Here is a 24,339-nt window from a genome sequence, read left to right on the forward strand (position 1 = left end):
TCGTCCCAGGTCCAGGCGTCCATGAAGGGCTTCACCATGAGGCGGAAGGCCATGCTGCGGGTTTGTTCCAGGGTCTTTAGCAGTTCGCCGAGCGGCTGGTTCTCGCAACCGCACTGGGCGAGGCCTTCGAGGGGGTGACCCTGGTCATGGAGCTTTGATGGCCTGCATCATGAACCCAGGCGACGCGCTGCGACCCACCTCTCATGTTTCGCCGGAGGGCAGACCTCCGGAGCTGGCGGGCATGGACCATCACCTCGGATCGAAGACCACCTCAAGGCAAATAGCCAGCCGCAACTGCCCCAAAGGGTGGCGAAGCCATGCCACCAGCCCCCCCCTGCCATGCCTCAATATCAAGGCTTTGCGCCGGGAAACGCGCCACCCCATTCTAGAGACAATAGTTTTCTGGAGGGAAAGGAGAGTCCGGCGACCTTGGAAAACTCTTTTCCGCAGGGTGACCCAGGTGCTCACACGCCGGAAAACTCTTTTCTGAGGGGTGTCTCATCTGACTCCACGCTGGAAAACTCTTTTCCGGCAGGTCCCCCAAGGGTCCACCCCTTGGAAAACTCTTTTTTGGCCGGTGGGGAAAGTGCCAGGGCCTGGAAAACTCTTTTCCAGCGGGTCGCCCAACGGCCAACACGCCGGAAAACTCTTTTCCAAGGGGGCGGCAACCTGGACACCCTCCGGAAAACTCTTTTCCAGCCCCGGGGGACTCTCCCTTTCCTCCAGAAGACTGTTGTCTCTAGAATCGCCACCCTCCCCTTCCCCCGGAAAAGAGTTTTCTGAAGCTCCGGCACCTGGGTTTGGGCGCGGAAAACACCCGTGCACAGCCACCCGACCTGCCGTTCGGCTCAGCGAACGATCCTGAGCCGATGGTCAGACCAGGCTTGGGATCGGACTGACCTTGGGCGGGCTGACGACAGCGGATGTGCCACTCGGTGGACGGTCGGGCCACGGAGATGCAACGATAGCTCGTGCCGCCGCCCCCCTGCTTCCGCGCATCGCCCCTCACCGGGGATGATTCACCCGCCACCAAGAATCTTGTCCCGCCAACGCCGCACACTCATCACATCGAAGCGCTCGCCCTCGAAGACGATCTGCTTCACCGGTTTCGCCCCATTCTCGCTCGCCCGCTTCAGATAGTCGCGCACTTCCATCCAGCGGACTTCGCCCTCGGAATTGCGGATGACCAGCAGCACGGGGAATGGAGACGCCATCCAGTAGCGGGCATGACGCTCGTCCTTGATGGTGAAGACCTCCGTTCCGTCCTTCTTCCGTTTTCGTGTGTAGGAATCGCCTGACTTCAATTGCAGGAAAATAAAGCAGTGGGTCGCTTCGTGCGCGTCGTCCTTGAACTCGATCTCCATGTCGATGCCATGGTCGCTCACGTTCTTCTCGCGACTGATCTGCGCCGCCAGGGCCACTGTTGAGATGACCTCGCCAACCAGCGCCCGTTCCTTACTCTCGTTATCCAGTTCGAGATTCGCCTCTTCCTGCATGTCGCGCACCCGCTGCTGAATCTCCGGGCTGGCGAAGCACTGCTCCATCTCATCCCAGAGCGGCACCCGCTGCTCGCAGCCCACGCAGATGATGGTGGGCGGATTGGCAGCGTCGCTGCGCAGACGAAATCCATCGGGTGTCTCCGGTGGCCGACCATTTAGCCACTCGTTGAGCCGCTTCATCGCCACCTCGCGATTGCCCACAGGCGTGCCGCATTCCGGGCAGACATAATGCCGCAGCCGCTCCACGTCGCGTGCGTGCTGGAGCAGGTGCTCGTGGACGTATTTGCTGAAGATGATCTTCTCCTCCATCGCGACCGCCGGGTCGAAATACACCTCCAGATCGCCCACACCCGGTGCGCGCCGCGTCAGCTTGATGCCGAGCTGCTTCCCGGCGTTCGTCTTGAAATCGGCGGCGTAACGCCACAGCTCGTCCTGCTCGAACGCGTCGCTGTGATGCAGCCGCACGACCAGCGTGGCATAAAGCTCGTCGAGGAATCCCGTGAAGCGATAGTTCACCTGCACCGCCGGATACTGCACGATGTCCGGCCGCTCCTTCCGGTAGTAGCTGGGAAAGACGAGCAGATTGCCCTGCGTCGTCGGCTGCCGCAAGCAAAGGCCGCGCTCCACGAGCGTCTGGTGCATGGCCAGCAGGACGAACCGCTCCTCGTCGCCTTCCAGCCGCATCATGGACGACTCATACATCAGGTCGCCCTTCAGCACCCGCTCCTCCATCAGGCAGCCGCGCTGATGCTCGTCCGCCTGCAACGTCCGGATGACGGCCTGCGCGTAGGCGTTGATGCGCTCCGGCTGGAGCAGCACCCAACTGCCGAACGACAGCTCCCACACCACGCCCGGCCCAGCCAACAGCGTCAGCACCGCGCGCAGTTCCTCGTCGGCAAACCGCGCCAATTCGCCGGACAGCCGTAGTTGCAGCGTCTCTCGCAGTTCGTTGAAGCGCATCAGCACCCGGCCTTCATCCTTGAGCGCGATGATCTCCTCCTTGAGCCGCTTGAAAAGCACCTCCGTCGTGCGGCAGGGAAGCTCATCCCACGGGATGGCGTCTAGGATAGCCTGCTTGAGATCCTCGCAGCCCAGGTTCCTCTTCGCGCTCGTTTCCAGAAAGCCCCGGAACTTGCGCTCCGTCGCAAACTTCTCCACCTCGCTCCGGCTGGCGCGCAGGCCGCCGGCATCCACGCGCCCGGCGACCAGCAGCTTGGCGAACTCCTTGCGCGCGGCACGCGTGAGATCGCGGTCCCACTGGCCCAACGTCTCGAAGAGGTCTTCCTTCTGGCCGTCGAAGACCAGCACCGCCAGCGCGGTTTCGTCCATGTAAAGCTGGTGGATCAGCCGCTGATCCGCCTGCCCGCCGAAATCCCATAGCCAGATTTCCCGCTCGACGCCTTTCCCGGCCGCCACCGGCAGCTTCCACTGCGTCGCCCACGCGCCGACCGTCGAGTCGCTGGGATGCCAGTCATTCAAAGCCAGCCGCTTGGAAAGCCCCGTTTTGCCCGCACCGCTCTCGCCGACGAGCAGGACTTTGGCGTTCGTATATTGGACTTGGTCCGGCGCAAGCGGCAAGACGGGCACTGTGACTCTCAGTGCTCGCGCCTCGGTGACGAATTCCGACAAGTCCCATACCCGGATGCCGCCCCTTTGGTCGCCGGAAAAAGCGCGGCGTCCGTTGTCGCTCCACGCCACAGTGATTACCCCAACCACATGGTCTTTGAAAACATTCACACATCGCCCTGTTTGTACATCCCAAAGCCTTACAGTTTGATCATCGGAACAAGAAAGAGCGTGCTTATTATCTGAGCTCCATGACACATCGTTAACGCTGTGTGTATGACCCTCAAAAACCCGAAGGCAGCGTCCGTCATCGGCATTCCATAGTCGAATTACGCCATTCGTTGAGCCGGAAAGAACCCAGCGGGCATCAGGACTAAACGCTAAAGCAAAAACAGCTCCAGCTTCTGCTTTTAGCGTCTGTAAACAATGCGTTGATTCAATATTCCAGATTTTGATGCTGCCGTCGAAGGAGCTCGATGCCACGCGGCTGCTATCAAAATTAACATCAGTGCGACATAGCTCCTTCTGGTGACCTTTTAGCAAGTTGAGACGACGACCAGTTTGTACGTCCCAAATCCGCACATCTGAGTCTTCTGAAACAGAGAGCACAACGCTGTCATCTGAGCTCAAGCTCATTCCTCTTATGGATCCAATATCTTTATCAAATGAGCGAATGCATTTCCCTGTGGCAGTATCCCAGAGTCGTATGATGCTATCCATACCACCCGAGAAAATATGCTTTCCATCTCTGCTCCATAGCACGCTCCAAATAGCTTGAGTATGACCTGTGAACGTTTTCCTCATCTGGCCGGTTTCGATATCCCACAGCCTCACAGAGCCGTCATCAGAACCCACACACACATACTTTCCATCATGACGAAAGGCTATCGCTTGGGTCCTTATACCGATTCCAGACTCAAAACTGCTCCCGGTCTTTGCTCGAAGCCCTGCCTGCAAACCAGGAACCTCTAGTTTGGTGGAAGAATGGCAGGCTTCAACCAGCTTCGCATACTCCAGCTCGCGCTCCGCCGGTCGCCAGTTGATGTAAAGGAATTGCGCCAGGGAGCCTTTGATGGGGGCGTTGTCGAGGCGCAGGGGAAGGAAGCGGCGCTCCTTGTTCAGCGGGTCGCGAAAGCGGAAGGTGCCGGACTCCAACTGCGCCCAGTCCGAGCCGAACGCATTCGCCGACATGCAGAGCACCAGCACGCGCGAGCGCTCCAGCCCTTCCTCAAACAAAGGATGAAGGCTGAATGATGAAGGATGAACTGCAGACTCAGCTTCCAGCCTTCTGAGTTCATCCTGGGGCAGCACCCATTCATCGAACCACACCTTCACCCCGTCCTTCTCCAATCGCTCGGCGATGTCACGGACGATGGGCTTGTCTTTCGACGAGTAGCTGAGGAAGACGTCGTAGGCGAAGGAAGGGTCGTCAGGCATGAGGGAGCTGCGTTAACGCAGGCCATGAAAGCGAAACGGCATGGGAATGGCAACCCTTCTTCGCCCTTCGAGCCAAGTCGTGTTTGAAAACCATCTGGGGCTGCGAACGGTGCGCCAGCAAAGTGGCCGTCTCGCTCCGTCGAGATGAGCCAAGGTGGCCCGATGACACCTGCGTCATGCGGATCGGGGCAACCGTTCTGCCAGCCACACGCGGAGTTCCTCTCGCGGAGCGAGAGGACGACTTTGCTTCGCCAGCTCGTTTGCCTTTTGGTTCCACACCCGGTCCAGGCATGCCTTCACTGCGGCGAGGGATCACAGCGCCCCTTGGGCATCCGGAAAGCCGGAGTAGTAGCGGCAGAAGGAGTCGAGCTTGCCATCCGGCCGGATGACGTGGGTGCAGCAGCGGTCGATGCGGTCCTCGTCCCAGGTCCAGGCGTCCATGAAGGGCTTCACCATGAGGCGGAAGGCCATGCTGCGGGTCTTTTCCAGGGTCTTGAGCAGCTCGCCCAGCGGCTGGTTCTCGCAACCGCACTGGGCGAGGTCTTCGAGCGTGTAATGAATCTTGTCGTGCAGGAAGCCCTGGAGCTTGGTGAAGTCGAGGAAGTCGCTGACATGCCAGACCTGATCCTCACGACGGATGAGATAGCCGATGGTGGCGCAGTTCGGATCGCCACAGGGCAGCGGGGTGAAATCCTCGAAGCGCAGACCGCCCTGCGACTGCTCCACGGTGGCGAGCAGGATGTCGGCGGTGTTCAGCCGCTGCTTGCCACCGGGCGCTTGATTGCGTCCGCTCAAGAACTCCGGCTGGAAGGTGATGCCGTGGATGTTGGGATCGTTGAGGCCGAAACGGATCGTCTCCCAGAGATGCGTGAGGTTGTCGTGCGTCACGGTCATCGCCAGCGTGACGGGAATGTTCGCGGCAGCGAGGTTGGCGAGCGCCTGGCGCTTCACCTCGCGCAGATCGGCTCCGCGCAGCGCCTTGTGGCCGGCTTCTTGAAGGCCGTCGAACTGCAAATAGACCTGCAAACCGCCGGTCTGGAAGATCTGACCGAGTTCCTGGCAAAGCGCCGGCTCCCTGGCGAAACGGACGCCGTTGGAGTTGATCAGCAGGAAGTCGATCTTCTCGTGCTGCTTCGCCCAGCGGCAGAGGTCGGCCAGTTGCGGGTGCAGCGTTGGCTCGCCGCCGGAGAGCTGCAGGATCTCGATCTTTCCTTTGCGGGCGATCACGCCGTCGATCCGTGCCTGGATGTCAGCGACGGGCACCGCATCCAGCTTTGAGCCGATGCCGACAGGCGAGTCCGCGTAGCACGTGGGGCAGGCGAGATTGCAGGAGTTCACGATCTCAATGAGGGCGAGGCAGGTGGAGAGCGTCTCGATGGGATTTGCTCCCCTTCCCTCCGCATTGCGGCCCAAAGTGCCCGCGCTTTTCCCCGTGGCATCGCAACAAGCGCCACCCGAGCAGCAGCGGTTCTCCTCCTTCCCCTGGGCCAGCCAGTAGAATCGCGCATCACTGGCGATGCAGGCACTGAACTCGCCATGGGCGATGCAGCGGCGTTTCATGAACACCTTGCCATCGACCTGCTCCACCGTGGCCGGGCACGGTGCGTGGCACTGCGGGCAGCGTGAGGTGGTGCGTTTGAGCAGGCTGGCGCTCATTGCGGAGAAAGGGAGACGACCGCAAGGCAGCCGACGAACACCGAGACGAGCATGAGCACCCAGCCGCCGAAGAGCAGCCCCACCGTCAGCCAGCCCGACTTCCCACGCCCCAGTTTGACGCTGGATAGGATGTGCAGGACGAAGACCACCAGCCCGATGCCGCCCCACACGACCTCCGACTTGACTGAATCGGAGATCATCAGGCCAAACGTGGCTCCTGGAATCACCACGGTGGCAAGAAGCCATCCAAACCACCACGGAGCTCTTCCGGCATCAGGTTGTGCGCTGTTTTCGTTCATGGCGCTGATTCAATCGTGAACGGAGGATCATGCAAGATGCATTCCATCAGACGGACACGCAAAAGACTGCGCTCGAACGAACAAGCCTCCGTCACCCTGCCAAAACAGCCATCAGTAAGGAGCATTCATGACACAACCCAGGGAAGCAATCACAGCCATCAGCAGCCAGCCTCCAAGATAGAGCATGGCTGGAAGCCAGCATCCCTTGACGTTGCTTGAGAGCTTCATGCTGGAAACAAGGTGCAGGACAATGCCAGCCAGAAACACCACGGCGCTCAGTTCACTGCCAAACAACACCCGCACCCCTGAAAACGAAGCGATCAGGATGGAGCCGATCCAGGCAAACCACCAGCCGCCATGCGGTGGCGGGTTCTGCGTCGTGTGTTCGTCCATCCTGGCATTCAATGACCGGTCACTTCTCGTGGCAAGATGCTTTCGCGCACGTTCGTTCACCAGCGCCTCATGATCCGCCGACTCTTCCTTTCCCTGCTGGCCCTGCCGCTGCTCGTTTCCGCAGCCGAAACACCGCCAAACATCGTCATGATCATCTCGGACGATCATTTGTGGAGCGATTACGGCTTCATGGGCCACCCAGTCGTGCAGACGCCGAATCTCGACCGGCTGGCCAGCGAAAGCCTCACCTTCCGCCGCGGCTACGTGACCAGCAGCCTGTGCTGCCCCAGCCTGGCGACGATCATCACCGGTCTCTATCCGCATCAGCACAAGGTGACGAGCAACGACCCGCCCCTCACACCAGGATCCGGGAAGAAAAAGGGCCTGGCCAAAGGGCCGGCCTTCGAAGCCGGACGTGAGGTGATGAGCAAGCACCTCGAAGAAGCCGGCACCCTGCCGACGATGCTGAAGCAGAAGGGCTACCTGAGCCTGCAAACCGGCAAGTGGTGGCAGAAGCACTACTCCCGCGGCGGCTTCACCCATGGCATGACCGAAGGCGGCCGCCACGGCGACAAGGGCCTGGACATCGGCCGCAAGACGATGCAGCCGGTCTATGACTTCATCAGCGAGGCGAAGCAGCAGCAGAAGCCCTTCCTCGTCTGGTATGCGCCCATGATGCCGCACGATCCGCACACTCCCCCGCAGCGTCTGCTGGACAAATACAAGGACAAGACCCCGAGCCTCCACATCGCCAAGTATTGGGCCATGGTGGACTGGTTTGACGAGACCTGTGGCGAACTGGTGAAGCACATCGATGACAACGGCATGAAGGAGAACACCATCTTCGTCTATGTCAGCGACAACGGCTGGATCACCAACCCGCAAACCGGCCGCTACGCCGAAAAGTCGAAGCAAAGCCAGTATGACGGCGGCCTGCGCTCGCCCATCATGATCCGCTGGCCGGGCAAAGTGCGGCCGAAGATGTCCGACGAACTCGCCCAGTCGATCGATCTGGTGCCCACGCTCCTCAAAGCCGTGGGCCTGGAGCCGACGAAGGCCATGCCCGGCATCAACCTGCTCGACGAAGCCGCCGTCAGCACCCGCAAGGCGATCTACGGCGAGTGCTTCACGCACAACTTCGTTGATCTGAACGTCCCCGCCTCCAGCCTGCGGTGGCGCTGGATCGTCGATGGCCACGACAAACTCATCGTTCCGAATAAAGCCAATCAACCCGATGACGTCATCGAGCTCTACGACCTCAAAGCCGATCCGACCGAGGAAAAGAACCTCGCTGCCGAGAATGCGGACAAGGTGAAGACGCTCAGCGCCAAACTGGACGCGTGGTGGAAGCCGTGAGGCGCGGAGCACCCGCCGCTTGAAGGTTTCCCGGCGCTGATTACTTCGTCTTCATGCGCTTTTTGAGAACACGCTGGATTCTGGCCGCGCTGTGCCTGCTGGCCAGCATCTGGCTGATGAAGGCCGCGTTCAAGATGGCCGGCATGGGCGCGGCGGGGCCGGTGATCCTGAGCATGGTGTCGTTTGTGACCGTGGTGCTGCTGATCGCGCCCGAGACTGCCTACTGGCTGGCGGAGCAGATCGCCAAACCGTTCGCGAACCTGTTTTATCCCTCGGACCGCTTCAAGAAGCCGCCGCTGTCCTACACGCTGGCAAGACGTTACCGCAGGGAGCTGCGATTCGAGGAGGCGGTGGCTCAATATGAGAACATCATCGAGTTCCATCCGCAGGAACGTGACGCTTATGTGGAACTGCTCGATTCAGCCCGTCAGCTTGGCGACGAGGACTTGGTGGAAAAGTACACCGCGCTGATGCACCGGCGTTTTCCAGAGTCGGGGGCAGAGCAGCATCCACCGTCACATCCCAACGACCACGAGGGCAGTTGAGCCGTGTTTGAAAACCTGTGTGAAAGTCGCGCAGCGGCCGACGTGGGGTCGCCAGGCCTTTCAAGGCCGGGAACTTGAGAGCCTGCAGCTTTCGCACGCGCTCCACGTCGTAGAGCGACACGGGAACCTGCGCATTCCACAGGTCGGGTTCGGGCGTCGCCCTGCGACGCGGGCTGAGGCGACAAGAAGGTGATGCCTGACAACCCGGCCTTGAAAGGCCGGGCTACGAAACGAGTGCCACCCTGCGGCACAAGCAACGATGGAGGCTCCCCAACACAGCCCAAACCGCCCGCCTCAATTCAAGAAGCGGAACTCCGGCGTTGCCCACAGCGTCTGAATGAACCTGGCCCACAGATCACGCGTCTCTTCCGCCGTCGCGTTGCCGGACTGGCTGGATTCGAGGAATTCGCGCACCTGGGCGGCTTCTTTGTCGCCGGGCGGACGTTGAAGCGATTTCTCGAAGGCGATCTGGATGCGCTTGGGCGTGTCGTCCGCCGCTTTGAGCACGAGATCGGCCGCGGAACGGGCCTGCTCGATGACTTTGGGCGAATTCATGAGGAACAGCGCCTGCGTGGCCACGGTGCTGGTCGTGCGCTGGCTGATGGGCTGGTTGATGTCGGCGAAGTCAAAGACTTCGAACAGCGGATGTCGCACGTTGCGAAACGCGGCGGTGTAAACGCTGCGCCGCGTGTCGCTGAAGGTGTAGCCGTATTCGAGGTTCTGAATCTTCTGGTCGTTCGCATCGACCGCCGTGGCCTGGACTCCCGGACCGCCGAAGCTGCGCTCCAAGGTGCCCGAGGCGACGAGCATGGCGTCACGGATGCATTCGGCATCGAGACGTTTGCGGTTCATGTGCGAAAGCAGGCGGTTGTCGGGATCGAGCGAAGCGCCAAGGGCGGAGGGCGTGGAGTCAGACGCTTCGCGGGATTGGGACCCCCTGCCCTTCGCTCTTAGCTCTGCGCTGCTCATGCGATAGGTCCGCGACATGACCATCTCCTTCACGAGGCGCTTCAGGTTCCAGCCGTCCTCCATGAACTTGACCGCGAGATAATCGAGCAGCTCAGGATGGCTGGGCAGCTCACCGGTGGAGCCGAAGTTGTCCGTGGTGCGGACGATGCCGGCGCCGAAGAGCCAGTGCCAGACGCGGTTCACCATCACCCGCGAGGTGAGCGGATGCTCGCGCGAGGTCATCCACTGGGCGAGTTGCAGGCGTCCGCTGGCGCTCGCAGGCACGACGGGCGCCCCCGGCTTCATGGCGGCCTGGATGAAGCCGCGCGGCACGCTGGCACCGAGATTCCGGATGCTGCCGCGAATGTGTATCTTCGCGTCTTCCGGTGCCTCGTCCTCGGCCACGGACATGGCCTCCGCCCGTTCCGACTTCCCTTTCTGCAATTGCTTGAGCTGTTTTTCGAGTTCCGAGAGCTTCTGTTTGATCACCTTCTCCTTGCCCGACTCGGCGGCGACAGCGGTTTCCCCGGCCGCCTCTCCCACAGGCAGGAATTGCACGGCATCGACAGTCACGTAGCCCTGTGAGGCCGCATTGGTGATCAAAACGAAGCCCTGGCCGTTCGCCTCGAAGCGGAAGGTGCCGAGGGAGGCGAATTGCAGGCCATTGAGGTTGCCCGTGGCGAGCTTGAAGCTCTTCAGATCCTCGCCATCCGCGTGCAGCACAGTGGCGGTGGCGCTCTCGGCACGATTCGGGCCGGCATTGAAGGCCACACGCACCTCGTAGCGACCGGCTTTCGGCAGCTTCGGTGTGAAGGTGATGGTCTTCTCGCCTTTGGCCTCGTTGTTGTCGCTCACGTAGCTGTCTCCGATGAAGGGGCCAAAATGGGTGGAGAGCTTCCAGAAGCCGACTTTTTGCGCCTCGGTGTCATCAACGACGATGCCTGGCAAGTCGGCCGGGCGGATGGTCTTTTTGCTGCGCAGTTCAGCACTGCCGGCGTCGCGCAGGTCGTCCTTCAGCGCGGCGATCTGCTCCTTCAGGGCACCGACTTCCTTCTCGTATTGCAGCATCTGCGTTTCCGCCTCGCCATCGAGCGGCAACGGCGTGTCGATCCAGTGGGCGACGTTGTCCGTGTAGTTCCGCAACGTCTTCGTGCTGCGCAGGATGCCCGCCAGCGCGTAGTAGTCGCGGGTGGAGATGGGATCGAATTTGTGATCGTGGCAGCGGGCGCAGCCGATGGTCATGCCCAGGAAGGCGCGGCCCATGGTGTCGAGCTGCTCATCGACGATGTCCATGCGCAGCATGCCTTTGTCCTGTTCCTCGTAGTTGGTGGGCCCGAGAGCGAGGAAGCCGGTGGCGGTGAGCTGGCGGCGGCGCTGCGCGGCGTTTTCATACGGCATGAGATCGCCCGCGAGCTGCTCGGTGATCATGCGGTCGATGGGCGCGTTTTCGCGAATCGATTCCAGCACGTAGTCACGGAAGCGCCACGCGTCCTTGAACGGCAACGAACGTCCACCACCGCTCGACTCCGCGAATCGCGTGATGTCCAGCCAGTGGGAGGTGAAGCGCTCAGCGAAGGCGTCGGAGGCGAGAAGGGCGTCCACCGTCTTTTCGTAGTCAGACGATGAGACCGTCAGATGGGGAGACGATGAGACCGAGCCATTCGCGCCCTTATCCTTGTCTGATTGTCTGGTTGTCTGATGGTCCGCCGTCGGCTGAAGACCGGTGAGATCGAAGGACAGGCGGCGCAGCAACGTGCCCGCCTCCGCATCTGGCGCGGGTTTGAGGCCATTCTGCTCCAGTTTGGCCAGGATGAAACGGTCGATGCCATTCGCAGGCCAGGCTGTGTCCTTCACCGCAGGAGGATCGACGAGCTTTGGTGGCTGGAAGGACCAGAAACTGCCGTCAGCACGCACGGATCTCGATTTCGCGGCGGAGGCAGCCACTTCTTCACGCGGATCGGGTGCGCCGCCTTCGATCCACAGCTTCAGATCGGCGATCTCGCTGTCCTTCAGCTTCCGCTTCGGCGGCATCTTCAGGTCGCGGTCGAGATAACTCACCGCGTGCCAGAGCTTGCTCTGATCCAGCTTTCCAGGAACGACCGCCGGGCCAGAATCACCGCCCGTCTGCCATCCTCCGCGCGAATCGAGCCGCAGTCCGCCCTTCTGCTTGTCTGGCCCGTGGCATTCGATGCAGTTCTCGATCAACAACGGCCGGATGCGCTGCTCAAAATGCGTCGTGTCCGCAGCGGAGACAGCGGCGGCGCTGGAGAGGGCGAAAACGAGTGCGCGTTGGATCATGCAGGAGAGTGCGAACGCTAACGAGCCGCCTGCGGAAGCTCTTTCAGGGCCTGAAGACCAGCACGTGATGCTGCACAAAGCGCCCCACGACCTCACTTCGCGCCAAACCCGCCTTTTGTGCCATGGTCATGAGATCAGAAAGCGTCTCCGGGAAATCGTAGGCCGCCACGTGAGCGCAGGCCTGGGCGAGTTCATCAGGAGGCACGGCGGTCCATTCGCTCCGCATGGTTCCGAGGTAGCCTTCGAGATACTGTTCCCGGCTCTGGCGTTCCTCGCGAACCACATCGACCATGATCAAGCTGCCACCTGCGGCCAGTCTGGCAGCACAGGCGTGAAACAGGCGCTGTTTGGCCGCTGAATCGAGGTGATGCACCGCAAAGCCGGTGAAGATGATGTCGAAGGCCGAATCCACCTCCTCCACGGCCCGCAGCATGTCTTTGTGATGCAAGGTCACGCTGGCGACCTCCCTGAGGTAGTCGCGTGCCTCGTCGAGCGCCGAGGCGGAGAGATCGACGCCATGATATGTGGCGGGCGGCGCGGCCCGGAGACAGGGAGCCAGGAAACGGGCGTTTCCACAGCCGAGATCCAGCAGGCGGCAGGGACCCTGTTGGTGCCGCTGCTTCAGCAACTCCTCCACGAGCTGGTAAATCTCGCGATGGAACATGTAGTTCTTCTCGGAGAGGGCGTCGTAGAGCGTCCAGGACTTGCGAAACAAGGCCGTTTCGTCGTCCTGCGCGGGCGGGGCGTTCACCAGGGGCTTTTCAAGCATGCGGGCCGCATGAGAGCATCATTCAGCCCGCCTGCCAGTTTCCCATCGCAGATTTAATACGGACGCGGACACACGACGTAGCCGCCGCCATGCGGACGATACCACATGCCGCGATGCGTGTAGTACACACCGCCGCGATGGTGGACGCGGCGTGCCTCACGCGGCAGCACCACCCGGCCGCCCGGGCTGTAGGGACTGCGGGGGCTCAATTCGCCCGGGAGGATGGCCCGGCCGCCTGGGCTGTAAGGGCTGCGGGCACGTGGCGCGACCGGTGCCATCGGCGTGACGTAGCAGGAGGACAGCGAGACCAGGCACAGGCTGGCGAGGAGGAAGGATCGTGTTTTCATGATGAGGTGCATCTGACCCGGCAAGAATGCCAGAAATCGGCTCCGATGGAAAGTCCATCCTGACCGGATGCCTGTGCGTAGAAAGGGATGCGTTTTCACTTTCGTTTCCTGCCGCCCTTTTCACACTCCCCGCCCTCAATCCCAGATCATCCATGACTCCCGAAGAAGCCAAAGCCCAGCTCGACAACCAGGTCCGTGAAATCATCAACTGGCACTTCTCGCCGGAAACCGGCTGCCAGTTCTGGCTGGAGTGGGCGAAGAAGAATTTCGACCCGCGCGGCGTGGTGAACAGCTACGAGGACATCATCGCGAAGTTTGACCACTTCCAGGACGAGTGGCTGCGTGACCTCCAGCCCGAGGTCTGGGTGCCGAAAGCCTTCGAAGGCAAGCCCTTCAACATTTTCGAAACCGGCGGCACCACCGGCATGCCGAAGCAGCGCGTCGGCTGGAACGACTTCCGCGTCGATTACGAGGAATTCAGCCACAAGCTCAAGGACGAGCATTTCCCGAAGGGCCAGAGCTGGATCATGGTCGGCCCGACTGGTCCGCGTCGCTTGCGCCTCGCCGTGGAGCATCTCGCGAACTATCGCGGCAGTTCCTGCTACTTCGTCGATCTCGACCCGCGCTTCGTGAAGAAGGTCATTTCGAACAAGCAGTTCGATGTGGCTCGCCAATACATGGATCACGTGGTCGATCAGGCCGTGCTGCTGCTGAAGAATCGCAAGATTTCCGCCATCTTCACCACGCCGAAGCTGCTCGAAGCGCTCGCTGAGAAGGTCGATCTGTATTCCGCTGGCATCCGCGGTTGCTTCGTCGGCGGCACCACCATGACGCCGCAGTATGTGCGCTTCATCGTGGAAGAAGTGCTCGAAGGCAAAATCGGCTTCTACCCGACCTACGGCAACACCTTGATGGGTCTCGCCGCCAGCGTGCCGCTGGAGCCGTCCGATAATTTCTCCATCACCTACTACGCCCCGCAGCCGCGTGCCGTGCTGCGCATCGTCGATCCGAAAGCGACGAACAACACCGTCGATTACGACGCCTGGGGCCGCGTGGAGCTCACCACGCTCACGAAGGAGTTCTTCATGCCGCGTTTCCTTGAGCGTGATGAGGCCATGCGCCGCAAACCTCGCGCACCGTATGCGTGGGATGGCGTGGCTGACGTCCGCCCCTTCGGCGCGATGGAGAAGACCATCGTCGAAGGCGTTTACTAAAGCGCCTCCAAACCGTTCCGGAGCCGGAGATGCGCCATGCGTGTCTCCGGCTTCATTTTGAGGCAGTCAGGGCTGGAAAAGTCCCGTTTGCATTCCCGCTTTCGCACGCTTTAAAGCAGCGCTCCCGCTACTCTTGAAGACCCACCCGACCACGCAGGCATGAAGATCGCTCTGGATGTCATGGGCGGCGATTTCGCCCCCCAAAATCCCATCGGCGGCGTCAAACTCGCCCTCGAATCCCTCCCCGCGCTCGAAAAGCTTTTCCTGGTCGGCATTCCCGAGGCCATCGAGAAGGAATTGCGCGCCCAAGGGGTCTCCAGCCCCAAGCTGGAGATCGTTCCGGCCAGCCAGATCGTGGACATGTCCGACAGCGGCCTCGACGCCGTGCGCAAGAAGAAGGACAGCTCCATCAGCCGCGCCGTGGACCTCGTGAAGGATGGCAAGGCTGACGCCGTCGTCAGCGCCGGCCACACCGGAGCCGCCGTGACCGCCTCCCTGATCAAGATGCGCACCTTGCGCCACATCGAGCGGCCAGCCATCGCGTCGATCATGCCTTCGCTGACGAAACACTGGGTGCTCATCGATGCCGGGGCGAATCCCGACAGCGAACCGCAGCACCTCGTGCAGAACGCGATCATGGGCAGCGCCTTCGCCCGCCATGTCCTCGGCCGGGACAATCCGACCGTCGGCCTCATGTCGAACGGCACCGAGGAGGAGAAAGGGAACGCCCTCTGCAAAGAGAGCAGCAAGCTGCTGCGCCACACGCCGGGGATCAATTTCATCGGCAACGTCGAAGGACACGACGTGTGGGAGACGCCACCCGATGTGGTCGTGTGCGACGGCTTCACCGGCAATGTCGTTTTGAAGAATGCCGAGGCCCTTTCCCACGCCATCTTCAGCATGGTCAAGAGCGAGATCAAATCCGGCTTCTGGACCAAGATGGGCGGCCTGCTGGCCAAACCGGCCTTCAAACGCGTCCACCATCGCACCAACCCCGACGAGGTCGGCGGCATGCCGCTGCTGGGCCTCAACGGCATCACCATCATCTCCCATGGCAGCGCATCGCCGTATGCCATGAAAAACGCCATCCGTCAGGCCTGCGAGTCCATCAAACATCAGGTGAATCCGCACATCGAGGCCGCCGCCACCGCCCATTCCATCGCCATCCATGCCCACGCCTAGTTCCCAGCCCTTCTGCGCCTCCAGCATCATCGGCACCGGCAGTTACATGCCGGAAAAAGTGCTGACGAACGACGATCTCTCGAAGATCGTGGACACCTCCGACGAGTGGATCACCACACGCACCGGCATCAAGGAGCGCCGCATGGCCGCCGCAGATCAGGCCACCAGCGATCTCGCCGCCGAGGCCGCCCGCCGCGCCATGGCCGCTGCGGGTGTATCACCGGAGGAAATCCAGCTCATCATCGTCGCCACGGTCACGCCGGACATGTTCTTCCCTTCCACCGCCTGCTTTGTGCAGAAGAAGATCGGCGCGAACAATGCCGTGTGCTTCGATGTCGCGGCCGCCTGCTCCGGCTTCCTGTATGCGCTGCAGGTCGCACGCCACTTCATCAACACTGGCAACCGCACCACCGCGCTGGTCATCGGCGCTGAAAAACTCACCAGTCTCGTGAACTGGAAGGACCGCAACACCTGCGTGCTTTTCGGCGATGGTGCGGGCGCTGTGGTCATCCGCCGTGCCGATGAGAGCACCGACGCCCCCGGCCGTGTGCTTTCCACCGTCATGGGCAGCGATGGCAACCTCGCCGATCTGCTCAAGGTGCCCGGCGGAGCGTCTTTCTGCCCGATCACGCCCGAGAACGTCGAATCCCGCCCGAACACGATCCACATGGAAGGCCGCGAGACCTTCAAACACGCCGTCACCCGCATGCTGGAGGCCTCCCAGCAGGCCCTGGAGATCGCCGGATTGAAAACTGAGGACGTGGCGCTGGTCATCCCGCATCAGGCGAACGCCCGCATCATCGGTGCCATAGCTGAACGCCTCGGACTGCCGCCAGAACGCGTGTTCATGAACCTGGACAAATACGGCAACACCAGCGCCGCCACGATCCCCGTCGCCCTCGACGAGGCAAACAAGGCCGGCCGCCTCAAAAAAGGCGATGTGATCCTGCTCGTCGCCTTCGGTGGCGGCTTCACCTGGGCCAGTTCCGTCGTGCGTTGGTGATCGACGCGGCGGGCCGGATTTGCGCTTTGCATAGCAGCGCATCCCGCCATATTCGCCGCCCCTCGTTCCTGACCCATGGCATCCAAGCGCATCGTTCTCAAATTCGGTTCCGGCATCCTCACGCGCAAAGACGCGCCTGAGCCGGATCCGGTGCAGTTGCGCAAACTCGTGGAGGCCGTGGCCCTGCTCAAACAGGCCGGGCATGCCGTCGTCGTCGTCAGCAGTGGTGCGGTTGCCTCCGGCTTGAAGCCCATGGAGTTCAAGCAGCGCCCTTCCGACATGATCACCCTCCAGGCGCTCGCCGCCGTGGGCCAGACGCATCTCATGCACGCCTACGAGTCGCTGCTGCGCGACCACGGACTGCACGTCGCGCAGCTGCTCGTCACGCATGAGGACTTTGAGAACGCCGACCGCGCCCCGCGTGTCAAAGCGGTGCTTGACCGCCTCATCGAGTTCTCCCAGGTCGTGCCCGTCATCAATGAGAACGACTCCGTCGCCGTCGAGGAACTGCGCTACGGCGACAACGACAAGCTCTCCTCCCGCGTCGCCCGCTTTTGGAACGCCGACGTGCTCATCCTGCTCACCAGCGCCCCCGGATTGCTGCGCGACATGAAAAAGCCCGAGGAAGGACCGATTCCTGTCGTCACGAACGTCGATGACGTCATCCACCACGCCGAGCAGGAAAAATCCACCCTCGGCACTGGCGGCATGATCTCCAAACTCCGCGCGGTTCAAGACGCCGTGCATGGCGGCGTCGAATGCATCATCGCCTCCGGCCGCCACGCCGAACAGATCCCTTCCCTGATCAACGGCGAAGGCATCTGCACCCGTTTTCCGGCCGCGACGAGTTCCAAGTTTCAAGTTTAAGGTTTCAAGCTTTTGCGCGAAGAACTTGCCGAGTCACACGAGACCAAACCTGAAACTTTGAACATCGACATGTCCGACACCGCCACGCTTCTGATCCATTGCCCGGACCGCCCCGGACTCGTGCATGACGTCACGGGCTTCATCTCGTCGCATCAGGGCAACATCATCGACCTCCAGCAGCACATCGACCCGGATCAGGACGCGTTCTTCATGCGTTTGGAATGGAGCCTGGAGAACTTCACGCTCGAAAAAGAGGAGATCGAGGCGCGATTGCAGCCCATGGCCCGCCGGCACAACATGCAGATGCGCCTCAGCTTCGCCAGCCAGCGCAAACGCATCGCTCTTTTCGTCACGAAAGAGAATCACTGCCTCTACGACCTCCTCGCCCGCCACGAGGCTGGCGAACTGCCGGTGGACATCCCTGTTATCGTCTCCAATCACGAGACCTTGAAGCCGGCCGCCGAACGATTCGGCATCCCCTTCCGTCATTTCGCCATCACCAAGGACAACAAGGCCGCGCAGGAGCAGGCGATGATCGCTTTGCTCAAGCAGGAGCGCATCGACACCGTCGTCCTGGCCAAATACATGCAGATCATCGGCTCTGCGATGATCGCCGAGTTTCCGAACCGCATCCTGAACATCCACCACAGCTTCCTGCCCGCCTTCGTGGGCGCAAAGCCCTACCATCAGGCCTTTCAACGCGGCGTGAAGATCATCGGCGCCACCAGCCACTACGTCACCGCCGATCTCGACGAAGGCCCGATCATTCATCAAGACGTCATGCGTGTCAGCCACGAGGACACCGTGAACGACCTCGTCCGTCTCGGCCGCGACTTGGAAAAGACTGTCCTCGCCAAAGCCCTGTGGTGGCACGTCCGCGATCGGGTCCTGGTCTTCAAGAACAAGACCGTCGTCTTCGATTGATCCCGGCTCACTTCACTGCTCAAAAATCGACTCCTCACCGCGATCAGCGACTTTGAGGTAACGATAATAAACTTCGAGCTGCAGCGTGCAGAGACACTGGCGGTAAATCGCATCCGCCGCATCGCCAGCGGGCCAATTGGGCCGTCCACGCTTGAACGAACCGTCCGCCTGCTGCGCACCGAGCACCTGCGGCAGGAATTGCGCGTTGTAGAACCTCCAGTCATCCCCTCCAGCCTGGAAGAAGGCCTGCGTGTAGTAATACCAGCAGTAGAGATTGCAGTTCCGCTCCCAATCGAGCGGCTCGGCGGTCAGGAACTCGCGCAGGAAGCGGATGCCCTTCTTCACCGGCGTCGTTTTGTTCTTCGCCAGCGTTTGCAAGCCCAGCACACCGCAGCCGGTGAGGCTCCACTGGTTGTAATGCTCGTCACGGTTCGTTTTGCCGAAGCCGCCATCCTTCGTCTGCTTCGTTTCCAAATAGTCGCAGCAGCGCTGAATCGCATCATCCAGACCAGCGATCTTCAAACCGGAATGCTTCGCCGCCTTCAGCGCCTGAAACTGCCAGCCGGTGACCGACAAATCCTCGCCTCCGCTCTCCTTGTTGTAAGCGTGCGGCATTCCTGCGTCCTTTCCACCGTAGCTCCAGGCCCCGCGCTTGTTTTGATGGTCGATGATGAGCTTCACGCCTTTCTCAAAGCTCTCACGAAGTCCCGGCAGGCTGCTGTTGCCCAGCCGATAGAAGGAATACATCTCCCCCTGCGCATAAGTCGCGATGCCGTGTTCGTAGGTCGCCTGATTCGATTGCGGAGTCTCCGACAGCAGGCCGTGCGGGTTCTTCCGGGCCAGTTCGACAAGATAGAGCATGCCGCTGCGCACATCGTCGCCGTAAAATGGCGAATCCGGCGTCTCACAGCGGCCGAGAAAGCAGAGCAAGGTGAGCCCGGTCATCGCCGCCTTGTTCGTGCGTCCCCAGGAACCATCCGCGTTCTGCTGCGACTTCAGCCATTCCAGCGAACGAGACACCGCCAGCTCGCATTCAGGTGTGCCTCCGTTTTGCCGTAGCTTTTCGAGCCGGCTTTGATCCGAGCAGCGGGAACCGAATACGTTCGGCAGCGCTGCCAGAAATCGCGAAGCCGCAGTGCCATGGATGCCGGTTCCACTCCCGAGGCCGATCCCGGCAGATACTGAACTGAGCCTTCCTCCCGCAGCGGCGAATCCCGAATTCGCCTCCGGCAAAACAGCGGGTCCGGCCTCTGGAAGATCGAATCCTCCCGGACCCTCCACCACGATGCGTGAGGCAGGCTGACGTTTGGCCAGCGCCGCTTGATGTTTCACCCGCACACGCTCCGTCAAGGCACGCGTCGCTTCTTCACCCGCCTGGGTGCGGCCTGCGGGAATGAAATCAGGCGGCGGTCGCATCACCTGACTGCCGATGATGACCGCCCCTGCGAGAAACAGCACCAGCGCATGCACGCCGATGCTCATCAGCAATGATCCACCGCCGATCTGTCTCCAGAATCGCATCATCGCTGGTGCCTTCCGTTGAACAGGCACCGGTTTCGGCGCTTCTTCCAGCACGACCGCCTGCACCACAGGTTCCGCAACGACAGGCATTGGCTGAAATCGCTCCCAGCCGGGTGGCACTTGATAGTTTGGTGGCAAAGACGAGCGAGGATCGTGTGTGTTCATGGCAGCGTGGAGTCACGCGGCATGACGTCAGAGCGACATTCCTCTTGGGATCAAATTAGCGGACAAAAAGTGACCACGGATCACGCCCGTCGTGCCAGTTTGAACGGCAGCGACTTCAGATTGCTGCTGCACGGCCCTGGTGTGTCCACCCACAGCATGCGGGCGGCGATTTTGTCATAGGCACGACGATGAGCGACGGCGGCTTTGACGGCGACGACGGACAGTTTCTCCACTGCAATGCCCTGACTATGCCACTGGCCGAGATCGAAGGGCGGTGTCTTCACGCTGGTGATGAGAATCGTCAGCCCCGCATGTTTCACGACGGCACAACGCCCCATGTCGAACACGTCGCCGCACATGCTGGCGAGGTGGCTGTTTTTGTCCTCCAGTTCAAAACGACCATCGTTGAGCGCGATCAATTCGACCTCGAGTTCCACCGGCCCTGGATCGAGGCGGCTGCCTTTGCCGCCGAGCCGAATGCGCCGCGCACCTGCTTCCAGTTCACGCACCGACTGCGGATCGCAGAGGCAGATGGCCGCGTTTTCGACGCGATGCTCGATCAAAGCCCGCAGCAGTCCCGTGCTGTCACCTGGAGCGCCACCGCCGATGTTGTCGGACGGCTCCACCAGCACCGTCAGGCCTGCGGGAAGCGGCTTGAGCTGCTGCAACACCTCATCGGCAGGCGGATCGGTGATCTCTGCCAGATGACTGAGTTCCCGCGCACGTTGGTCGAGCGCTGCGAGCTGTGGCGTCGCATCCCCTGTGGTGCAGGCGACAAAACTCACGCCTGTGTCCGGCGTGTCGGCAAAGCTGAAGCCAGCAACGACACTCATCGCCCAAATCGACTCATCTTCGCCTTCAAACTGACGCGCCATCGCCTCCAGCGTGCGCATCGGATCATTCGCGGTGCCGGTTCCGGTCGGCGGCCAGAGCAAACCGGGTTGTTTGAGCTGCATGCGCGGACGCTGGCCGGTGGTGAGGCAGCGGTTCAGGAGCCGGGCCGCGATCAAACCGGCCTCACGTGCATCCGTGTGCGGGTTTTCGCGATAACCGACAAGACCATCGGCCAGCGCGGCCATCTGCGGCGAAAAATTGGCGTGCAGGTCGAAGACGCCAAAAATGGGAACCTGCGTGATCGAACGCAGACGCTGCAAAATCTCCCCTTCAACATCCGGCAGGCCTTGGGAGGCCATCGCTCCATGAAGAACGAGGTAAATGGCATCGTAGCCGCCCTTTTGAGCCACCGGCCCCACATCGTTCCAGAATCGTTCGATGACCTCGTCCTCCACGATAGCCGAGGGCTGTGCCCGATAATCGGCCGCAGGCACGATCTGCCAGCCAAACTCATCTGCGACCTCCAAAACGCCGCCGAGCGGCGAACTGTCGCCTTTGCACGCCAGCATCTCTTCGCCACGCCGGACCTGGAAGTCACTCAACGGCGTGGAGCCATCGAGGAAGGTGTGCGTTTCGTGAAAAAGTCCGGCGATGAGGATGTGAGGCATGACCGCACATTAACGCACGATCACCCGCGATCCTGGCCGGATGAGTTGCGGAAGTCGGATCGCGTCCCAATTCGCAAAACGCACACAGCCCGCGCTGCGAGCACGACCGATGGTGCGGGGCAATGCGGTGCCGTGCAGGCCGATGCCTGATTTGCTGATGCCGCACCAGATGATGCCCACCGGGCTGTTCGGACCGGGCGGCAATTGATACGCCTCGTCGCCACGCACGCCTTCTTCCAGGAACTGCTTGTCGTAGCGGAAGCTGGGCGTGTTCATGATGGTCTTCACCTCCCACTGGCCCACAGGAATGAACTGCGGCTTGCCCGGCGTGATCGGAAACGCGGCCAGCATCGCCTCCTTGGCATCATAAACCGCCGCCATGCGCTCCGTTGTGTCGATCACGATGGTGTGCGCACTCAGCGTGGGATCGGACTTGTAGCTCTGCATCGGCTTCACTTCCTCGATGCGGAAGGAACGCACGTTTGGCACGACGACGATGTCCCCGGGCTTCAGCGCCTCCACTTTTTTTTGCGGATTGATCAGCGCCAGGAAGGTTTCGTCGGTGTGGAACCGCTCGGCGACGAGCTCAACGAGGCTGCGGTAGGCCATGAAGGAGAACTTCGCCTGCTCCTCGGGCTCCTCGGGCAGCTTGGGATTCACGTAAGGCAGGAGGTTCTCTTTGATCTTGTAAGCCGCGTAGGGCACGGGCACCTCGCGCTCCGCCGCCTCCTGCACATGGGCCCAGTTGTAGAGGTCGCGATGCCCGTGGGCATAATTGTAGTTCACGACGGCCTTGTAGGTGAACTCGCCGACGGCACCGTCGATCTTGCCAGGGCCAAACAGGTGGCGATCGAGGAAGATCTGGATGCGCAGCACCGAATCGCGATCCCTTGGGACGGAGGGATCGTCCTTGGCGGGTCCCGGGTCTTGCGCACGGGCTGCCGTGGCGAGCAGGGCGATGAAAAGCAGTCGTTTCAGCATCGGCGCATGCTAGTTCAGCACCGCGAATGAGCAAGGCGGCGCGAATCCTTGCCTGAAACGTCTCCGCCGCGTAGCTTTCTCCACCACATGCCCGTCACTGTCACAGAAACCCGCACGCCAGAGCAACTCCGGCAGCACTACGACGTCGAACGCGAACTGGCCGACCGCCTGCGCCGCGCGACGAAACAGGAGCGCCGCACGCTCTACTCCGAGGTCTATGACGAGCTGTTCAAACGCGTGCCGGAACACCCGCAGCACACCAACAAGGCCTCACCGGAACGTCTGGCCGCCGATGTGGCTGAGAAGATGGAAATCGTCGCCCCCTTTCTGAGACGCGACGCCGTCTTCCTCGAAGTTGGCCCTGGCGACTGCGAATTCGCCAAAACCGTGGCTGCCGAAGTCGCCAGCGTCCTGGCCATCGATGTTTCGGATGAGATCACGCGGAAACGCGAACTGCCGGCGAATCTGCAGCTCGTCATCTCCGACGGCAGCTCCATTCCGGTGCCACCGGAAAGTGTGGATGTGGCCTACAGCAACCAGTTGATGGAGCACCTGCATCCGGACGATGCTCTGGATCAGCTGCGTGGCCTGCATGCGGCGCTGAAGCCGGGCGGCGTTTACATCTGCATCACGCCGAGCCGCCTGACCGGTCCGCACGACATCAGCTTCGCGTTTGATCGCGAGGCGACCGGCTTTCACCTCAAGGAATACACCGTCGGTGATCTGGCGGCGCTGTTCCGGCAGGTCGGTTTTGCCAAAGTGCGCATCGTCTTCGGTGGCCGGGGCAAGTTCATGCTCCTGCCGGCATGGACGGCCAGGATCTTCGAAAATCTGCTCGGCCTGCTGCCTCACAGCCTGCGCAAAGCGATCGCGCTGAAGCCGCCGTTTCGCTGGTTGTTCGGCGTGCGTCTCGCAGGGTTCAAAAGCTGAACTGGCAGGCTGGGGCGTGACGGCTCGATTTGATCACCACCACCGGCTCGCCCTTCGGCCCGTGCGCCGCCCGCAGTCCCAGCCCCGGGGCGAGTGACGGCTGCACACCGCTGAAACGCTCCAGCCAGAGGTTTTGCTCGGCATGGAGAGGCGGGAAGCAAAGCTGACGCGTCATGGCAAAGGTGGCTCCCGCGGACGCGGTGAAAGCAAGGCGGAAAACCGTTTGCGGAGCAATCCCCTGTTAAAAGGGAGCAAGGATTTGTTGATCCGCACGGCTGCAATCTCCGAGTCATCTCATCCCTTTTCACAAGGGATGCTTCCGCCTCAGGGCCGCCGTGATCCCTTTTCATAAGGGATTCGGAGACCTCGTGGCCGCTGTAATCCCTTTCTGAAAGGGATGTCTCCAAACCGAGCCGAGCCCCCGCTCCGCCGCTTCCGTCTTCATCCCTTTTTCGAAGGGATTGCGCCAAACCTCCAGTGCCGACATCCCTTTGCGCTGGGGATCAATCCCCAGCGTGCTGGGATTGCCGGCGACACAAACTGTCCAAATCCCTTTTGACATGGGATCGCGCCAGACCTTGCCTACCCTCATCCCATCCGCCGAGGGATGTTTCGGGAACCGGCCACCGCTCCTCCCATCTGAAAAGGGATGTCCCGCGAACGGGCCGCTGCTTCTCCCATCTCAAAAGGGATCGCCCCCGGCAACGTTTCCGCTGTCCTCCTTGCAGTCTGGACACCCATCCGCCCACGCTTTCATCCCCTCGGATCGCAGAATCGCGCGGCAAACCACCAGGACCGTCCCATCGGGCGTGGCGAGGCTTTGCCCGGAACCCTGTACCCCAGGGAGGATTGCGATTTCCCTGAGGCAGAAGCACGGGGGGCTCGTCTTTGGCTTCTCGGCGCCAGGGACCTTCGAAGCCCCCCTCCCGGCATGAGC

19 protein-coding genes are annotated in these 24,339 nt (G+C 61.5%); 8 read left to right on the forward strand and 11 right to left on the reverse strand.

What is annotated here, in order from left to right; all coding sequences use genetic code 11:
- Positions 1-1,019: 1,019 nt before the first annotated feature.
- The 4 genes from IAE77_RS02435 to IAE77_RS02450 form a co-directional block, all read right to left on the reverse strand.
- On the reverse strand, positions 1,020-4,502 hold the full coding sequence (locus IAE77_RS02435) for a DUF4365 domain-containing protein (RefSeq protein WP_294221292.1): 3,483 nt from the start codon (positions 4,500-4,502) through the stop codon (positions 1,020-1,022).
- A 312-nt stretch (positions 4,503-4,814) separates the two neighbouring features.
- Positions 4,815-6,158 (reverse strand): radical SAM protein, encoded by a 1,344-nt coding sequence (locus IAE77_RS02440; protein ID WP_294221293.1) that lies wholly within the window; start codon positions 6,156-6,158, stop codon positions 4,815-4,817.
- A complete protein-coding gene (locus IAE77_RS02445; RefSeq protein WP_294221295.1) occupies positions 6,155-6,457 on the reverse strand; it encodes a hypothetical protein in 303 nt (100 codons plus the stop codon). Before IAE77_RS02445 ends, IAE77_RS02440 begins: the two co-directional genes overlap by 4 nt.
- A gap of 111 nt (positions 6,458-6,568) precedes the next feature.
- A complete protein-coding gene (locus IAE77_RS02450; RefSeq protein ID WP_294221298.1) occupies positions 6,569-6,850 on the reverse strand; it encodes a hypothetical protein in 282 nt (93 codons plus the stop codon).
- Between the two features lie 69 nt (positions 6,851-6,919).
- Between IAE77_RS02450 and IAE77_RS02455 the strand changes: the two genes are divergently transcribed.
- Both IAE77_RS02455 and IAE77_RS02460 read left to right on the forward strand, forming a co-directional pair.
- Positions 6,920-8,206 (forward strand): sulfatase, encoded by a 1,287-nt coding sequence (locus tag IAE77_RS02455; RefSeq protein WP_294221300.1) that lies wholly within the window; start codon positions 6,920-6,922, stop codon positions 8,204-8,206.
- A gap of 53 nt (positions 8,207-8,259) precedes the next feature.
- Complete coding sequence (locus tag IAE77_RS02460) at positions 8,260-8,751, forward strand: hypothetical protein (protein ID WP_294221302.1); 492 nt, start codon at positions 8,260-8,262, stop codon at positions 8,749-8,751.
- A gap of 294 nt (positions 8,752-9,045) precedes the next feature.
- Here IAE77_RS02460 and IAE77_RS02465 read toward each other — a convergent pair whose 3' ends face one another.
- Genes IAE77_RS02465 through IAE77_RS02475 form a run of 3 tightly spaced genes read right to left on the reverse strand, consistent with a single transcriptional unit; the run spans position 9,046 to position 13,113 of the window.
- Complete coding sequence (locus IAE77_RS02465; RefSeq protein WP_294221304.1) at positions 9,046-11,997, reverse strand: DUF1553 domain-containing protein; 2,952 nt, start codon at positions 11,995-11,997, stop codon at positions 9,046-9,048.
- A gap of 43 nt (positions 11,998-12,040) precedes the next feature.
- A complete protein-coding gene (locus IAE77_RS02470) occupies positions 12,041-12,766 on the reverse strand; it encodes a class I SAM-dependent methyltransferase (RefSeq protein WP_294221306.1) in 726 nt (241 codons plus the stop codon).
- Between the two features lie 53 nt (positions 12,767-12,819).
- The gene (locus IAE77_RS02475; protein WP_294221308.1) at positions 12,820-13,113 is read right to left on the reverse strand and encodes a hypothetical protein; all 294 of its coding nucleotides are present in this window, start codon (positions 13,111-13,113) and stop codon (positions 12,820-12,822) included.
- A gap of 152 nt (positions 13,114-13,265) precedes the next feature.
- Here IAE77_RS02475 and IAE77_RS02480 point away from each other — a divergent pair, with 152 nt between their 5' ends.
- The 5 genes from IAE77_RS02480 (at position 13,266) to purU (ending at position 18,303) form a co-directional block, all read left to right on the forward strand.
- Entirely contained in the window at positions 13,266-14,327 is a 1,062-nt protein-coding gene (locus tag IAE77_RS02480) for a hypothetical protein (protein ID WP_294221310.1), read from the forward strand.
- Positions 14,328-14,486: 159 nt separating this feature from the next.
- A complete protein-coding gene (gene plsX, locus IAE77_RS02485; RefSeq protein WP_294221312.1) occupies positions 14,487-15,509 on the forward strand; it encodes a phosphate acyltransferase PlsX in 1,023 nt (340 codons plus the stop codon).
- Positions 15,496-16,512, forward strand: a complete 1,017-nt coding sequence (locus IAE77_RS02490; RefSeq protein ID WP_294221315.1) for a beta-ketoacyl-ACP synthase III — start codon at positions 15,496-15,498, stop codon at positions 16,510-16,512. Before plsX ends, IAE77_RS02490 begins: the two co-directional genes overlap by 14 nt.
- Before the next feature lie 75 nt (positions 16,513-16,587).
- Entirely contained in the window at positions 16,588-17,379 is a 792-nt protein-coding gene (proB, locus tag IAE77_RS02495; protein ID WP_294221318.1) for a glutamate 5-kinase, read from the forward strand.
- A gap of 69 nt (positions 17,380-17,448) precedes the next feature.
- A complete protein-coding gene (purU, locus tag IAE77_RS02500; RefSeq protein WP_294221321.1) occupies positions 17,449-18,303 on the forward strand; it encodes a formyltetrahydrofolate deformylase in 855 nt (284 codons plus the stop codon).
- 12 nt (positions 18,304-18,315) lie between these two features.
- Here the strand turns inward: purU and IAE77_RS02505 are convergent, their stop codons facing one another.
- The 3 genes from IAE77_RS02505 to IAE77_RS02515 form a co-directional block, all read right to left on the reverse strand.
- The gene (locus IAE77_RS02505; protein ID WP_294221323.1) at positions 18,316-19,989 is read right to left on the reverse strand and encodes a prenyltransferase/squalene oxidase repeat-containing protein; all 1,674 of its coding nucleotides are present in this window, start codon (positions 19,987-19,989) and stop codon (positions 18,316-18,318) included.
- Between the two features lie 80 nt (positions 19,990-20,069).
- Positions 20,070-21,491, reverse strand: a complete 1,422-nt coding sequence (locus IAE77_RS02510) for a M81 family metallopeptidase (protein WP_294221326.1) — start codon at positions 21,489-21,491, stop codon at positions 20,070-20,072.
- A 9-nt stretch (positions 21,492-21,500) separates the two neighbouring features.
- Positions 21,501-22,472 carry a L,D-transpeptidase gene (locus IAE77_RS02515; RefSeq protein ID WP_294221330.1) on the reverse strand — a complete coding sequence of 324 codons (972 nt, stop codon included), beginning with the start codon at positions 22,470-22,472 and terminating at the stop codon, positions 21,501-21,503.
- Positions 22,473-22,559: 87 nt separating this feature from the next.
- Between IAE77_RS02515 and IAE77_RS02520 the strand changes: the two genes are divergently transcribed.
- Positions 22,560-23,402 (forward strand): class I SAM-dependent methyltransferase, encoded by an 843-nt coding sequence (locus tag IAE77_RS02520; protein WP_294221332.1) that lies wholly within the window; start codon positions 22,560-22,562, stop codon positions 23,400-23,402.
- On the opposite strand, the gene IAE77_RS02525 is transcribed toward IAE77_RS02520, so the two are convergent.
- Positions 23,392-23,577: a hypothetical protein gene (locus IAE77_RS02525; RefSeq protein ID WP_294221334.1), complete on the reverse strand. Its 186-nt coding sequence runs from the start codon at positions 23,575-23,577 to the stop codon at positions 23,392-23,394. The genes IAE77_RS02520 and IAE77_RS02525 overlap by 11 nt on opposite strands.
- Between the last annotated feature and the right edge of the window lie 762 nt (positions 23,578-24,339).

It is taken from the genome of Prosthecobacter sp. (genome assembly GCF_014879935.1).
GTDB lineage: Bacteria > Verrucomicrobiota > Verrucomicrobiia > Verrucomicrobiales > Verrucomicrobiaceae > Prosthecobacter.